Annotated in this window: 22 protein-coding genes; all 22 read left to right on the top strand. The window is 68.4% G+C overall.

Translation table 11 applies throughout. The features are described 5' to 3' along the window. The first annotated feature begins 124 nt into the window (after positions 1 to 124). The 22 genes from WC683_00960 (at position 125) to WC683_00855 (ending at position 13,584) form a co-directional block, all read left to right on the top strand. The gene (locus tag WC683_00960) at positions 125 to 766 is read left to right on the top strand and encodes a DUF5662 family protein (protein MFA4971150.1); all 642 of its coding nucleotides are present in this window, start codon (positions 125 to 127) and stop codon (positions 764 to 766) included. A gap of 43 nt (positions 767 to 809) precedes the next feature. Then, positions 810 to 1,265, top strand: coding sequence for a hypothetical protein (locus WC683_00955; protein ID MFA4971149.1), 456 nt, complete (start codon positions 810 to 812; stop codon positions 1,263 to 1,265). An 8-nt stretch (positions 1,266 to 1,273) separates the two neighbouring features. Continuing rightward, entirely contained in the window at positions 1,274 to 1,789 is a 516-nt protein-coding gene (locus WC683_00950; protein MFA4971148.1) for a hypothetical protein, read from the top strand. A 250-nt stretch (positions 1,790 to 2,039) separates the two neighbouring features. Further along, positions 2,040 to 2,717 carry a hypothetical protein gene (locus WC683_00945; GenBank protein ID MFA4971147.1) on the top strand — a complete coding sequence of 226 codons (678 nt, stop codon included), beginning with the start codon at positions 2,040 to 2,042 and terminating at the stop codon, positions 2,715 to 2,717. A gap of 74 nt (positions 2,718 to 2,791) precedes the next feature. Then, positions 2,792 to 3,325, top strand: coding sequence for a hypothetical protein (locus tag WC683_00940; protein ID MFA4971146.1), 534 nt, complete (start codon positions 2,792 to 2,794; stop codon positions 3,323 to 3,325). Beyond that, complete coding sequence (locus WC683_00935; GenBank protein MFA4971145.1) at positions 3,210 to 4,118, top strand: hypothetical protein; 909 nt, start codon at positions 3,210 to 3,212, stop codon at positions 4,116 to 4,118. The genes WC683_00940 and WC683_00935 overlap by 116 nt, the downstream gene beginning before the upstream one ends. A 112-nt stretch (positions 4,119 to 4,230) precedes the next feature. Further along, on the top strand, positions 4,231 to 4,518 hold the full coding sequence (locus WC683_00930; protein ID MFA4971144.1) for a hypothetical protein: 288 nt from the start codon (positions 4,231 to 4,233) through the stop codon (positions 4,516 to 4,518). Between the two features lie 81 nt (positions 4,519 to 4,599). Continuing rightward, the gene (locus tag WC683_00925) at positions 4,600 to 5,007 is read left to right on the top strand and encodes a hypothetical protein (GenBank protein MFA4971143.1); all 408 of its coding nucleotides are present in this window, start codon (positions 4,600 to 4,602) and stop codon (positions 5,005 to 5,007) included. A 5-nt stretch (positions 5,008 to 5,012) separates the two neighbouring features. Further along, positions 5,013 to 5,486 carry a hypothetical protein gene (locus WC683_00920; protein MFA4971142.1) on the top strand — a complete coding sequence of 158 codons (474 nt, stop codon included), beginning with the start codon at positions 5,013 to 5,015 and terminating at the stop codon, positions 5,484 to 5,486. Further along, complete coding sequence (locus WC683_00915) at positions 5,483 to 5,671, top strand: hypothetical protein (protein MFA4971141.1); 189 nt, start codon at positions 5,483 to 5,485, stop codon at positions 5,669 to 5,671. The genes WC683_00920 and WC683_00915 overlap by 4 nt, the downstream gene beginning before the upstream one ends. A gap of 60 nt (positions 5,672 to 5,731) precedes the next feature. Then, positions 5,732 to 6,436: a hypothetical protein gene (locus WC683_00910; GenBank protein ID MFA4971140.1), complete on the top strand. Its 705-nt coding sequence runs from the start codon at positions 5,732 to 5,734 to the stop codon at positions 6,434 to 6,436. After that, entirely contained in the window at positions 6,393 to 6,725 is a 333-nt protein-coding gene (locus WC683_00905) for a hypothetical protein (GenBank protein ID MFA4971139.1), read from the top strand. The genes WC683_00910 and WC683_00905 overlap by 44 nt, the downstream gene beginning before the upstream one ends. Positions 6,726 to 6,769: 44 nt before the next feature. Then, complete coding sequence (locus WC683_00900) at positions 6,770 to 7,939, top strand: hypothetical protein (GenBank protein ID MFA4971138.1); 1,170 nt, start codon at positions 6,770 to 6,772, stop codon at positions 7,937 to 7,939. Positions 7,940 to 7,978: 39 nt separating this feature from the next. Continuing rightward, positions 7,979 to 8,377, top strand: coding sequence for a hypothetical protein (locus WC683_00895; GenBank protein ID MFA4971137.1), 399 nt, complete (start codon positions 7,979 to 7,981; stop codon positions 8,375 to 8,377). Between the two features lie 12 nt (positions 8,378 to 8,389). After that, positions 8,390 to 8,929, top strand: a complete 540-nt coding sequence (locus WC683_00890; protein ID MFA4971136.1) for a hypothetical protein — start codon at positions 8,390 to 8,392, stop codon at positions 8,927 to 8,929. Next, positions 8,926 to 9,162, top strand: a complete 237-nt coding sequence (locus WC683_00885; GenBank protein MFA4971135.1) for a hypothetical protein — start codon at positions 8,926 to 8,928, stop codon at positions 9,160 to 9,162. The genes WC683_00890 and WC683_00885 overlap by 4 nt, the downstream gene beginning before the upstream one ends. A 21-nt stretch (positions 9,163 to 9,183) precedes the next feature. Continuing rightward, a complete protein-coding gene (locus tag WC683_00880; protein MFA4971134.1) occupies positions 9,184 to 9,537 on the top strand; it encodes a hypothetical protein in 354 nt (117 codons plus the stop codon). 182 nt (positions 9,538 to 9,719) lie between these two features. Then, positions 9,720 to 9,980 carry a hypothetical protein gene (locus WC683_00875; GenBank protein MFA4971133.1) on the top strand — a complete coding sequence of 87 codons (261 nt, stop codon included), beginning with the start codon at positions 9,720 to 9,722 and terminating at the stop codon, positions 9,978 to 9,980. Continuing rightward, complete coding sequence (locus WC683_00870; GenBank protein ID MFA4971132.1) at positions 9,935 to 10,708, top strand: zinc ribbon domain-containing protein; 774 nt, start codon at positions 9,935 to 9,937, stop codon at positions 10,706 to 10,708. Before WC683_00875 ends, WC683_00870 begins: the two co-directional genes overlap by 46 nt. A gap of 1,172 nt (positions 10,709 to 11,880) precedes the next feature. Beyond that, a complete protein-coding gene (locus WC683_00865; GenBank protein MFA4971131.1) occupies positions 11,881 to 12,333 on the top strand; it encodes a hypothetical protein in 453 nt (150 codons plus the stop codon). Between the two features lie 47 nt (positions 12,334 to 12,380). Continuing rightward, the gene (locus WC683_00860) at positions 12,381 to 13,244 is read left to right on the top strand and encodes a sigma factor-like helix-turn-helix DNA-binding protein (protein MFA4971130.1); all 864 of its coding nucleotides are present in this window, start codon (positions 12,381 to 12,383) and stop codon (positions 13,242 to 13,244) included. Between the two features lie 112 nt (positions 13,245 to 13,356). Further along, a complete protein-coding gene (locus WC683_00855; GenBank protein MFA4971129.1) occupies positions 13,357 to 13,584 on the top strand; it encodes a hypothetical protein in 228 nt (75 codons plus the stop codon). Positions 13,585 to 13,679 lie beyond the last annotated feature (95 nt).

Below are 13,679 nucleotides of genomic sequence, written 5' to 3'. Positions count from 1 at the left end.
CCACGACGCAGGACGTGATCAACGTGCTACAGGGACAGGGCGGCATCGCGAGCGTGATCCGTGACTGGAACCTGCCGTGCGCCATCCTGGTCGATGGCGAGGAAGCCATGGAAGAGGTGTAATCGTGGACAAGCTATCGCTGGAGGAGGCGATGCAAATGGATGAGAGCCAGTCGATTCCCGCGCCGACGGCGGAGATGGAGGCGCACTTCGTGGCCCGCACGGAGCGGCACATCCTGCTGGTCCAGCGGTACGCGGCCCGGTTGGCGGCGTACTTGCGCGGCTACGATCCGACGTTGGCCGATCTGCTGCTGCGCCGGGTAGCGCGCCACGACGCGTCCAAGTTCGCCCATCCCGAGCGTACGCCCTACGTCTGGCTGACGTGGCGCTACCGGTGCCAGGAGCGCGGGGTGCCCTTCGCGGCCCCGGCGGGGCTGGACGCGGCGATACAGGCGGCCACGGAGCGCCACATCTTGACGAACGACCACCACCCGGAGTACTGGCAGCTGCGTCGGACCGCGCTGCTGAACCCGACGGATCGGGATGCGCCGCCAGCCCAGATCGTGGACGCGACCCGCATGCCTCCCTCCCGGCTCGCCGAGATGGTGGCGGACTGGTGCGCGGTTGCCGAGGAGCGCGGCAACACGCCGCGGGCCTGGGCCGACCGGAACGTGGGCGTGCGCTGGCGGTTCACCCCGCAGCAGGTGGACCGGATCTACGAGTGGAGTGGGCGCGCATGGGGGCCGCCCCCGGGAGCGGAGCTATAGCAGCGAACACGTGTTCGCCACGGGAGGACGCATGCGCGCATTGATGATCGGGATCGTAGCAGGGCTGCTGGTGGCGTGCGGTGGGGTGGCCCGGGTGTTGCCGACGGCGCCGCAGGGGGACACGTTCGCCACGAGCTGGACGGCGGACCGCTGCCAGCGGCTACTGGACCAGCGGGACGCGGCGACCTGGGGGGCCGCGCTGGGGGGCGCGCTGAGCGGCGCGGGCGGCCTCGCCACGGCCTTCCCGGACGACGAGGACTGGCAGCTGGGCCTGGGCATCTCGACGGCCGTGGTGGCTGCCGTGGCCACGTCCCTGACCGTGCTGGCCAAGATGAAGAGCGATGAGTTCGAGCAGTACTGCTCCGTGGCGCCAGTGGCCGCGCCTGCAGCGCCGGTCGGGGAGGCATCAACAGCGGATCCTGCCCCCGCCTTGGCCGCGGGGCGCCCGGTGCTGGCGGAGGAGCCCTACGGGGATGGCGGCGCGGATGCTGGCCCATAAGTGCCTTCATGGCGTTTGTCGCGCCTTGCTTTTCGGGGCGCGGTGAGGTAGGATGGGAACCTGTTGACGCGAACACGTGTTCGCATTTCAGAGGAGGCAGGATGTTCAGGCTCACACGCAACGAGACCAAGCTGATTCAGGAGGGTGGCGCGCGCAGCGTGACCCGTCGGTACCCCAGCGGGTGCCCGCATCAGGTCGGCGCGCAGATCATCTTGTCGTCGGAGTACGCCGATCCCCCAGCCACCGATGAGGTGCCGTTCGCCGTCGCCACGATCGTGTCGGTGCGGCCGATCACAGTCGGCGCCATGCGGCGCACGCCGGAACTGTGCCAGATGGACGGCTTCGGATCCCCAGCGGAGTGGCATGGCCACTTGCTGCGGCTCTACCCCGGCCTCTCCGACGATGCGCAGCTGTACCGGCTGCAGCTGCGGGTGGACGAGATGGACAAGCACATCGCGGAGCGGCTCCAGGACCTGAACGTGCCCGCTCCGCAGCCGGAGCCCGAGCGCGTCTACGTTGATTGATCGCTAGGAGGGGAAAAGCATGCTCGGAAACGTGATGCGGGCGGCTATCGATCCGCCCCGTGGTGAGGTGTCAACGCGGATGGCCGATGCCCTGCGTGCTCTCCAGCGGCCCGACAAGGCCATCGTGGTCCCGGAGGGGGCGCGCACTGCGGCGGACATCGACTTCTGGCTGTCGGCCAGCAATGTGACGCACTGGTGTCCGCGCCTGTGCGCCTTGGCGGTGCGGGCGCGGCGGGAGCTGCGCGACCCGGTGGATGGGCAGCTTTTGTGGACCTTCGCGCAGGGCACGGGTTACCACCGGGCCTTCCAGGATGAGCTGCTGCCCGGCCTGGGGCCCGTGCTCCAGGGGGCGTGGGAGCGCACCCAGGGCGACACCGTGGAGCGGGCGCCCACGCCCGGCACCGGGCCGTGGGTGGAGCGCGGGTGGGGGCCCCGCCCGGAGGGGATGGGCTGGCGCTTTGTGGAGCCCAAGGGGCGCATCCCGGCGTGCCGGGTCGTGGGCAAGTGGGACGCCGTGCTGGGGTGGGGGGATGTGCCGCCGGAGGTGTGGGAGTTGAAGAGCATCCGGGCCGACCTGTTCCGTCAGGTGGACCCCAGGGCGGGAGGGCACCCCCGGGAGGATCACCTGCCCCAGGTGCAGATCTACCTGTGGATGAGCGGGCTCTCCTGGGCGCGCCTGACCTACGTGGCCAAGGGCGAGGACGACCTCGTGAAGGCCATCGCGGAGCACGTGATCCCGCGCGATGAGCCGACCATCCGCTGGCTGGAGGATCGGGCGCTGGCGTGCGTGGCCGCGGTGGAGGGCGAGCTGGCGGGCGCGCCCCTGCCAGCCCCGTTGCCCGAGGGCTGCCGCATCCGCAGCGACAAGCGGGCGCGGAAGTGCCCAGGGAAGGCACTCTGTTTCGACGCGCGAAAGGCGGCCGCTTGATCCCCGCGCGCTACCTGGGCCTGGACCTGTCCCTGACCGGCACGGGCCTGTGCGTGCTGGATGCGGAGGGTGCCGTGGTGGCAATGGCGCGGGTGGGCAGCGATCTGACCCGGGGCGTGCACGAGCGCGAGCGCATCGAGCGCCTCATCGTCATCGCGGAGGCGGTGCTGCGAGTGGCCCGGGCGGCGCAGGCGGAGGGCTCGCTGGCGGTGGGGGTGGAGGACTACGCATTCAGCCGTCGCAATGGCGCCCTGGTGGATCTGGGCGAGCTGGGCGGCGTGGTGAAGACCCAGTTGTGGCTGGCGCTTGGCGTGGAGCCCGTGCGCATCCCGGTGAGCACGGCACGGAAATCCGTGCTGGGGCGCGGCAACCTGCCCAAGGTGGCGGTGATTCCGGCCCTGGCGCAGCGTGGGTACGAGTTCGAGGACCACAACATTGCCGACGCCTACGTGATTGCGGAGGCGCTCCGGCTTCACACGAGGAGATGCGAACATGGCGAAGGAGCAAGTGAAGGATCGGACGGAACAGGATCAGGGCGAGGCCGCAGAAGTGCAGCCCGGCGGCCAGCTGGTCGTGCTCGGCAAGGTGGACGGCAGCGCCGAGGGTGAGGCGCAGCATGGCGAGCTGCGGCGGCATGTGCAGGTGCTGCGGGACCAGGGCGACAAGAACAGCTGGGAGATGGCCGCGGCGCTCCTCCAGATCAACCGGGAGGGGCTCTACCATGGGTGGAATTACAGCAGCTGGCGCGACTACGTGGAGAAGGAGCTGGACTTCCATATCCGCAAGGCGCAGCAGCTGGTCAAGACCGAGGAGTGGCTCTGCACGCTGCCCAAGAACGCCCAGGCGTGGTACCGAACCCTCACCTACACGAAGGCCCGCATGCTCGTCGGCTACGTGACCGCGGAGAACGCGGCGGAGTGGCGCGTCAAGCTGGAGGGGCGCACCGTCATGGAGATCGACACGATGCTGCATCAACAGGCCAAGGATGCTGCGGCCGACCCTGACGGTGTGGGGGCCGACGCGGGCAGCGAGCGGCAGGCCAACTACATCATCGGGCGCCCGACGCCAGCCATGGCGGCGAACTACGACCGCGCGCTGGCGGTGGCCGCCAAGGCGGCCGGGTGCGACTCGTCGAAGGATCGCCGGGCGTATCTGTTCGACCTGATCTGCACGGAGTACCTGGCGGGAAACAACGGCATCGAGACCGTGCAGGATTACCTCTCTGGCGTCGAGAGCGTCATCGGGCTGCGCCTGGTGGCCTACGACACGGAGGAGCGCGAGATCGTGTACGGCCAGGAGCTGCTCGATTCCATCAACGCCGAGGAGGAAGCGGAGGAGGGCGATCCAGACGAGATCGATCCCGAGGAGGCCGAGGAGGCCGCGTCGGGCGCCGCCCACTGACTCCGCCGCCGCTTCTTGAAGTTGTCCGTTGACAAACGCGCGATAATCAGGTAGGATGGGGGGTGCGAATCGAGGGCCCGCATGGAGCTGGCTTCGGTTGGGAGGCGAACACGTGTGCGCGGAGTGCCAAGGTAGTTGTGCGGAGCGGCCCCCGCCGATGACGCGGGCAGCCTGGGAGGTCCAGCGCGTTCGCTGCCTGTGCCTGGCTGCGAGCATGCCCGAGCTGGTGGCGGAGTTCGACCGGCTGAACGGGACCAACCTGGGACGCCGCGGATCCGGCATGGAGCTGGCGATCGACGACGCGACGGGCCGGGCTGACGAAGACCTGCGCCGCTTCGTGGCGTTCGTCGAGGAGTGCGTCGTGGAGCGCCTGTGCGGCCCTCGGCCAGATGTCGGTTGACAAACGAGCGCCAGTGTGGTATTTTAGGGGTGCTTGGGATGGCCTCGCGCGATGCAAGGCGCGGAAGAAGCGAGGACGAAGATGAGCAACGAGAACCTGACCGCCCGCTTGGACCGGTTTCAGGAAGACCTCGACGAGATGCACCCGGCGGCTGGCGCCCTGCTGCGGGAGTTCCGCGAGGAGCACGGGCGGGTGCTGCTGGCGCTGGACGAGGCGAAGGATGTGGCGGCGCGGGTCGTGGTCTTCGCCGACGAGGAGTTCGGGCCGTTCCCGGTGCAGACGGCGGCGGAGGCCATGACGGCGATCGAGCACGGGACGTTCGAGCGACGGAAGAGACGTGACGGACTGGAGGCCGAGGTGGAGCGGCTGCGGCGGGAGAGCGCAGAGGCGTTCGCGGAATACCTCGATCAGTTTGAGGAGGCCGGAGTCTGCTACGAAGCGAAAGAGCAACTGGAGATGTTCCGCGCCGCCCTCGCGGGGAAGGAGTAGCGGAGATGCTGGCACTGACGCTGTGGCGCCCCTGGGATCAGGCCATGGTCCACGGTGGTAAGCGGGTGGAGAACCGGCGGTGGGCGCTCCCGGCGCGGCACTGGGGCAGGCCGATCGCGCTGCATGCCGGCCGCAGGTACGATCGGGAGGGGGCCCTGTGGATGGCCCGGGAGTGCGGGTACACGCCTCCGGCGGACGCCGACAGCCCGGGCGGCGTCGTGGCGGTGGTCACGTTCGACCGGGTGGTCCACGCGGTTCTCGACCGGGACGATCCGATGCGGGCGGACCCGTGGTTCATCGGGCCGTACGGCTGGGTGGTGGGCACGCTGATGCCGCTGGCGGGCCCGATCCCGTGCCGCGGTGGCCAGGGCCTGTGGAAGCTGCCACCGGACGTGGTGTGCGCGGTGCAATGCGTGCTCGCGGCGCAGCGGGAGGCGCATCTCGCGGCGTCCCATGCCGATGGAAGGCCGCATCGATGACGCCGATCTGCTACTGGAGGACCACCTGGGCGCGGCGCCTCCTGGTCGTGCTGCTGACGCCGGCTGTGCTGCTCGTGCTGCTGCTGGCATTCGTGACCGTAGCGGTGCGAGATGCCGTCTGCGAGGCGGCCTCACAGTTGGGTGATGCGTGGCGCGGGAGGGCAGATCCGAGGACGGGGCGCTGATTGTAACGAGTCAGTACGCGGTGCGCTGCGTGCCGATGAGGATGCAGGAGGAGTAGGGACATGTTGGATGGGAAGTGCGAGCTGTGCGGTGAGCCGTCGTTCCAGACGCCGTGCACGCGGTGCCGGTTGGGGCTGCGGATCGAGCGCCTGGAGCGGGAGCAGGCAGCGGGGGCAGAGCGCGAGCGCGTGCTCCAGGCAGAGGTTGACCGGATGCGGGAGGGATTGGCCCACATCGCAGCGACCTGCGTGTCAGACCCGGACACGGTGCAGTTCGCGCTGCGGTGCGCGGACGGCGAAGCGTGGGTGCAGCAGGATCGGGAGCGCGCGCTCCGGGCCCTCGGCTGGTGCATCGAGGCACTGGAGGATACCCAGGATCTGTTCTGGCGCAGCCCATTGGGGCGCCGGCTGCTGGACGAGGAGGGGCTAGTGGAGGCGGCGTGCGGGCGCGCAGCTCAATCCCCAGCAGAGAATGCCCCGGGCCCCGGGGCCGACGTGGTCACGGTGTGGACCGAGCCGGATCCGGACGGTGGCGACGCGGTGTACCTGCGCAGTGTGGGTCGCGATGGCCAGGAGATGGGACGCGGGGAGGCTGCGGCTGTTATGGCAGCTGGGATGTTGTCCGCGCTGGTGCCCCCGGAGGGCGGCGTTGACGTGGGAGTAGCGATCTCCATCCTGCGGTGTTGCGCGGAGCACGTGCGCGAGGTGCGGGGCCAGGCGTGCCGTGGCCACCTCTGCCTGTGCGGCGCCCGCGACGGGGAGATGTGAAATGCACGGGATCGAGATCCGGGACGGCGTCAACGACTGCTGGTGGAACGTGGACGGCCGGTGCACCTGCGCGCGGCTCACGCGTCCTCGCATTACCTACCTGAACGGTCGCGACTACACCTCCCGGGTCCGCTGCACGCTGACGCAGCTGGGCGTGCACGTGTGCACCGGGTACCGGCCCGAGGGGCAGCACGACCGCCCCGCGCCCGAGGCGCCCGCGGTGTGCCCCATGTGCCGCTCGGCAGACATGGTCAAGCATCGCTGCGAGGCATGCGGGATAGAGTTCTGACGGGGCGCGATAGTGCGAACACGTGTTCGCGCAAGGGAGCGATCATGCGCGATGACGACCGGGTGCTGGTGACGATCACGGTGGATGTGACGGCGCTGGTGCAGCGCCTGGAGCGCATGCTGGGGCGCCTGCCCAAGCCGACCGCGGAGGATCCGGCCGTGCTGCCTCCCCCCCCAGTGGTTCCTCCCACGGAGAAGCGCTGCGGGCTGTGCGGCGCTCCGTGCGAGGCTGACCCCGCGACGGGTGCGTTCACCTGCTCCTCGCCGACCTGCGGGACGCGCCAAGGGGGGCCCGTCGATGATCCCGTCCCCTACGTGGTCTCGAAACCATCACCGACACCGGAAAAGGCTAAAGATCCTGCGGTGCACGGGCGGTCTCGACCCGCGATCCCGGCTTCCATACCGACACCGCTCGGCACGCCGAAGAAGAAGGGACGCGAGCGCGTGCGGGGGGATCGCGTGCTGGCCGTGATGTGCGCCCACCCCGAGCGACGCTGGTGGACCCGGGGGCAGCTGGACGAGGTGGATCCATCCCTGATCGGCAGCCGCGGGAGCGATGATCTGGCGGCGCTGACCAAGGCGGGCGTGGTCCTGCGCGATCCCGATATGGCGCCCCGCAACCCCCGCATGCGCTATCGCTTGGCCGACGATCGCGTGGATCGGCGGCGGAGCGCGGTGGCGGCGGAGGGTGCGGCGCAGGACCCCCAGGGCGGCCCCCGGTGCCCCGTGTGCGGGTTTCCCGCCACGCGGGGGCGCGCTGGCCGCATCGTGTGCCTGGATGAAGCGTGCGCGGCGCACAGGGAGCCCCAGCACCAGGCGCTCCCAGCTGCATCCGCGCCGCGCCCGCGGCGCCCCGTGGAGCTGGCGCCGGACCCGGTGGATGCGGGGCCGATCGAGGACATCGGCGCGGGCCAGGGCGATCCCGATGACGGCTCCCACCTGGCGGTGTGCGCGGCCGTGCTGCGGAAGCGGGCGTCCCACTGGATGACCGCGGCGGGCATCCTGGAGGTGATCCGCCGGGACCTGCGGCGCCCCGACCTGCCCGAGTCCACGGCGGCTGTGATCACTGCCACGCTGCGGCGCCAGCGCACGATGCCGCCAGAGGGCCGCCGCAGCGTGCCCGGGTTGCAGGCGCGCCTGGTCGACGGGCGCCGCTGGGAGTACCGCGTGCTGGAGGCGAGCAGCATGGTTGACAAAACGCACAAGAGCCGGTAAGATATCGGAGGTGGATCGATGATCATCACGCTGCCCACGTTGAGCTTGCAGGTCAAGGTGCGCCGCCCCGTGGCCTCCGAGGTGCCGATCCCGGAGACGACGGCCGCAACATGGAGGTTCGGTTCCCCGCTGTCTCCCATGCCGCCTGCGTTGGACCCGCGCGTGTACCCGGTTGGCTTCAACGGGCATGGGGCCGTGTTCGCGATGCTGGAGGACGGCACGATGTTTGGCCTGAAGCCGGGCGAGTTCGACTTCCTCTGCCCGTTCTGCGCCTTTACCGAGGGTAGCACGGTGCTGCCCTGCCCGGAGGATCAGCTGGGGCACTTCGAGTGGATCATCCTGCCGCGGGCCCCCGTGTGCGTGGAGGTGGACGGCGTGGAGCGCACGCTGCTGCTGGTGCGGGTGGGCATCGGGGGTTGGCGGCTGGAACTGACATAGGAAGGGTGGGCAATGAACATCGAATCGCAGCGGAGTACCTGTTTCAAGTGCGGCACCGTGTTTGATGCCGAGATCGTGATCAATGCGCCGTTGGACGTGGCGATCGCCTCGTTGCGCGCGGTGGCGTGCCCGTCGTGCGGCGCGCGCGAGATTGGGCTGGGCGGGGAGTACCCGGATCGCCCCCCCCTCTCGGAGCCCGTCTCTCGCCGCGCGAACTGGTGGCGCTACCGAGGGGATACGGGGACGAGCAGCCTGACGATCTACGCGGCCATAACGGGTGGGGGCGGCAGCAGATTCGACTACCCGCACGACCCGGACGATTACCGGCGGTGCCGGGCATTGCTGGATCTGCTCCCGGAGTGGCGCGGACAACTATCGTGGGTGACGGACCGCTTCCCGTGGTTTGCCCCGTTTGAGGTCGGCTGGGACGAGTTCGACCGATTATGGGACGAGGAGTCGCCCAGCGGGCAGTGCCCTAAGCTCTACGAGGCCCTGCAAGCGGCGCGGAAGAAGGCTGATCAAATTGAGATCGAGAAAGGATCGCGATCATGAAGTGGATTCGCCCAGAGGATGAGCCGGTGCCGACCGACGTGCTGCTCTTCGCGCAGGTGGAGGTGTCCGGCAGCGAGATCGAGGACCCGTTCCTCGTGTGCAGCGTCTCCGAGGACGGCCGGATCGAGCAGCCGTTCGGTCCGGCGGAGGCCGTGACCCGCTGGAACGGCGAGGTCCTGCGCTACCTCTTGTTGGAGGATGTGGTCAGCGCCATCGAGGACGAGGACGACTGAGGCGCGCCAGAAGGAGGCGTCATGTGCGATTGCTATGATCATCGCTGCTCGTCGCCGGGGTGCACGGCCACGGTGCCGGTGCACATTGGAGACTTCAAGTTCCCGCGGTCCCGCTTCCGAGTCTGGTGCCCAGCGCATGTGGACGACGCGTGGCGCACCGCCGTGATCTTCACGGTGCTGGAGACGATCAAGGAGGAGGGGTACCGGCGTGGGGATCGCGTGGCCATCTGGGGGCCCGAGGTGGGAATAAGCCGGAGACTTTGCAACCACCCCAACCTCTTCTCCGAGATGCTGGTGAACGGCCGGATGCCGAGCCGTCGCAGCAAGTTTTACCGCGGGTGCAAGGTGCCCACGGATGGGAGCTGGTGGGAGTGATTGAGGATCGCCAGCACGATGTGAGCGGAGATGGATCAAACGCGCACAAGTGTGCGCGAGTCTTGGCGCGGCGATCGCGGGGCCTGCGCGGACGCGGGGCTGGAAAATAGCTTGACAAACGGTCGCGAACCGTGTAACAATGGGGCTTGATCGTGGCGCGGCATCGACAAGGAGGTCCATCGATGAAAACGAAGGTGTACGTGTACGGGCTGCGGCCTCCCACGCGCGAAGCTGACCTGGTGGACGCGGTGATGCGCAAGACGCACGACTACAAGAACGCGCACAAGGAGATTGAGATCGACCGGCGCATGGCCCAGCGGGCGGTGGCGGCGGCGTTGGACGAGCGCGCGAGCGCATCCCGCCTGGCGTGTCCGCGGTGGTGTCGGGCCTGCGCAAGGTGGAGGACCTGGCGTCGATCCGGGACAAGCGGCAGAACGCGATGATCGCCGAGATGCGGGCCTGGATGGAGCGGACGGGGCTCCCGGAGTGGTTCCGGGAGGAGACGGTGGGGCTGGCCCAGTGGCGCAGCCCCCGGCGGTTCTCCGCGTTGCTGCGCGCGTGGCGCGACGAGCGGTGGGACGGCGATGAGCAGGGCTTCTCGCTGCTGGAGGCGTGGGGATCCCAGGACCGCCACCTCTGGCAATGGGAGGAGCACCAGCGCGCGAAGAGCATGCGGCGGCGCCTGGATCAGTACCGCCGACTGGCCTGCGATCTGGCCACGCGCTACGACACGCTGGTCCTGGAGGCGTTCGACAAGCGGGCGACCCAGAAGCACAAGCCGCTGGCCGCGGAGGAGGCCGAGATCAAGGAGGCGCGCTGGCAGCAGCGGGCGGCGGCCACCTCCGAGCTGTGCCTGGCACTGACCCAGGCGTTCCACGCGCGGGGGGGGCGCGTGGTCAAGATCGACCCGGCCATGACCACCCAGCGCTGCCACGTCTGCGGGCACGAGGGGCGCTGGGATGCGGCACCCCAGGTCGACCACACCTGCGAGAACTGCGGGAGCACCTGGGATCAGGACGCCAACGCGGTGCGCAACATGCTGGCCCTGCACGCGAAGGCGGCCGGCAAGGAGGTGTCGCGCCAGCCGCGCCAGGCGAAGTGGGCGAAGCGCGGGCGGCACAAGAAGCGGCTCCCGGAGGCGGGCAGCCCCGCGCAGCCCCCGACGGAGTGATCGCGGCAGCTACGAGATCGTAGCTCTTTGACAATAGAAGTTGGATTCTTTTCCAATCCAAACGCACGATCCCGCTCCCCCCGTGCAGACAAGAGAAGTGGGATTCCTTCTGATTCCCAAGAAGCAGTAATGGAACGCGAGCGGTCCCGTGCTCCGCGCGGCGGATCACGGAAGTGGGATTCCTTGAAAATCCCAACGCCGCCTCCCCGCATGCTCGCGCACACGGCCAAGTAATAGAAGTGGGACTCTTTGAAGTCCAAACGAAGTCCCAACAGGGAGCACGACGAGCGCTGTATCCTCCACTTTCTCCAAGCAATGGAAGTGGGATTCCTCTGAAGTCCCAACGCTTCGGCAGGAGCGTCCACTTCGCCGCTACGCTCGCCCAGCAAGAGAAGTTGGATTCTTTTTCGATCCAAACATAGACTCGGAAAACTCGGACCACGCGGCAACCGTGGGGACCAGCAAGAGAAGTTGGATTCTTTTTCGATCCAAACATTGGCGCGGGTGGCGTGGGCAAGACAATGATGGTGCTGCGGCCAGCAATAGAAGTGGGATATCTTTGAAATCCCAACCAGGTAGGGCTCGACTGTGGTGGGCTGATGACAGGAGGCGACAAGAGAAGTGGGATCTCTCCGCAGTCCCAACGAACGTAGGCGCATCAAACGGAAGTCACCCGTGAACCAAACAACGGAAGTGGGATTCCTTTTCAATCCCAACAAAGCGGGATGAGCGGGCTATCCGCGAGAGGATACCGACAAGAGAAGTGGGATTCTTCAGAAATCCCAACTGGCGAGGGATCCTCGGTACCGTCCTGAGCCGCGGTGGAGCTGACAAGAGAAGTGGGATCTCTTTGAAATCCCAACCGGCCTCGCCGGTCAGAATGCCGCGCGAGACGTGCCACAGCAAGAGAAGTGGGATTTCTATTAAAATCCCAACGTGGGGCCATCGAAGCTGTGCTGGATCGTGATGAGGTTCCCCAATAAAGGAAGTGGGATTCCTTTGAAAGTCCCAACCCCGGGGTCTGGGCACCAGATGGGCACCGGGATCGAGCGGTCCGTCGGGTGGCGTTCGCTGGCCGCGAGGCCCAGCAGCGAACACGTGTGCGCGAGGTGCGTGGCATGCCACCGAGCCTAATTGACAAACGATCGCAACCCAACGAAGGAGGGATTGCCATGGCACAGCAGAAGGAGACGAAGGCGGCGCTGGCGGCGGAGGTCGCGCGCCTGACCCGGCGCGTGGAGGAGCTGGAGGCGGGGCTCCTGCCCGCTCCACGGTCGGAACAGGTGCGGCAGGCCGCGGAGCTGCTGGCCGCGGAGTTCACCGACTCCGTGGATCGCGCGCGGGATCGGCTGGGGAATGGAAAGCTGTCGTCTACCGAGCGCGCCGACATGCAGGGGAGCATGGGCAGGATGCTGCAGGACCTGGTGAGGGGGTACCTCGTGGGCCTCATCCTCCAGCGCGAGGAGGGCGTCCAGAGCGGCATGCTCGGTCTCCACGGCGACCCCCACTTTTTCCCCTTCCTGAAGGGGCTGGAGGACGTGGGCGCCGGCTACGTGGCCCGGTTCGTCGCCTGCCATGGCACCTCTCCCATCCACCGGCAGGCTCCTGGCTGCGCCGGCGACTGACCCCCACACCGCTTGACAAACGCGGCGCAACCGTGTAGAATGGGGGCATGATGACCAAGCGTATCAAGGATTTCCGGGTGACGGTGCGGCTGCGCAATAACCAGCTGATCGAGCGGCGGGAGCAGCTCGGGCTGTCTCCCCGGGCGTTCGCGGCCGCGGTAGGGATCGCCTACCAGCTGTACCTGGACTACGAGGGGCTGCGGCTGGCCCCATTCGCCAGGGGAACGGGCGAACTGCGGCCTTCGGCTCAAAAGATCGTGGACTATCACGGGGTGGGGGCGGACGAGCTGTGGCCCGCTGCGGTGTTGGCGGTGGAGCGCGCGGCGGGGGAAGGCTGCTTCGACGCGGCTGACTTGGGCCGGATGGGGGTGGGGGAGCGCACCTGCACTCTTCCGGGGCCGGACGAGGTGCTTGCCAGGCGTGAGCAGCGCGTTACCGTGGATCTCGCACTGGAAATGCTGCCCGAGCGTCAGCGTTCGGTGCTGCAACGGCTGTACGGCTTCACGCCGCCGCCGGATGCGTCGCCAGAAGCGGACTGGACCCTGGAGATGGTGGGGGCGGCGGAGGACATTGGGCGGGAACGAGTGCGCCAGATCGCGGAGAAGGGCCTGCGCCGCCTGAGCGAGGGCAAGCCGCTATCCCTGCTGGCCCGCCACGCGGCAGGGATCCCGCGCCGGGAGCACTGCTACACGTTTTTCTGCACGAACTGCGGGCAATCGCTCAGCGTCCACGCGGCGACCCCCCAGGGGGCGTGGGATGCCATACGGAACACGCACCGCTGGAGCCGGCTGGGGCCTCGCCCCTCGTTGTGGAGCGACCTCCCGCGCCGCGGGCTTTGTTGCGCATGCTCCGACCAGGGGCGGCTGCGGGCCTATAGTAGAGAGTTCGATCGCGTGGAGGAACAGGCGTGATGCCACCGCCTCTACAACGGGATGTACGCTCACTGATCTGCCCCTTGCCAGATGTGGCTTCCCTCGCGCGGCCACCTGCGTTATCCTTTGGCCTGCACAGGAGGGAACCCCCATGGCGCGCACGATCCGGCAGTGGTGGAGCTACGACGATCACTGGAACTCGATCCTGCACCGGGATGGCCGGGACGCGAAGCGCCGGCACTCCTACCTCACCCGCGGCGCGACCAAGCACCGCGCCCTCCGCGCCCGGGCCGCCCGCCAGCAGGTCCGCGCCCTCCTGCGCACGGAGTCCTTCGCCCACGTCCTGCTGACCAGGCGTCGAGCTGCCCTCTCCTATTGATCCCAGGGCGCCCCTCTCCTCCGATGCGGGCAGGTCGCGGCCCCCATCAGAAGCGCGCGCTCCCCCTGTCCCCACCCCATAGCGATCCCCCCATC

The organism is bacterium (genome assembly GCA_041648665.1).
Lineage (GTDB): Bacteria > UBA10199 > UBA10199 > 2-02-FULL-44-16 > JAAZCA01 > JAFGMW01.
Note: the sequence above shows the minus strand (reverse complement) of the source record. Positions and strands in the feature narration are given on the sequence as shown.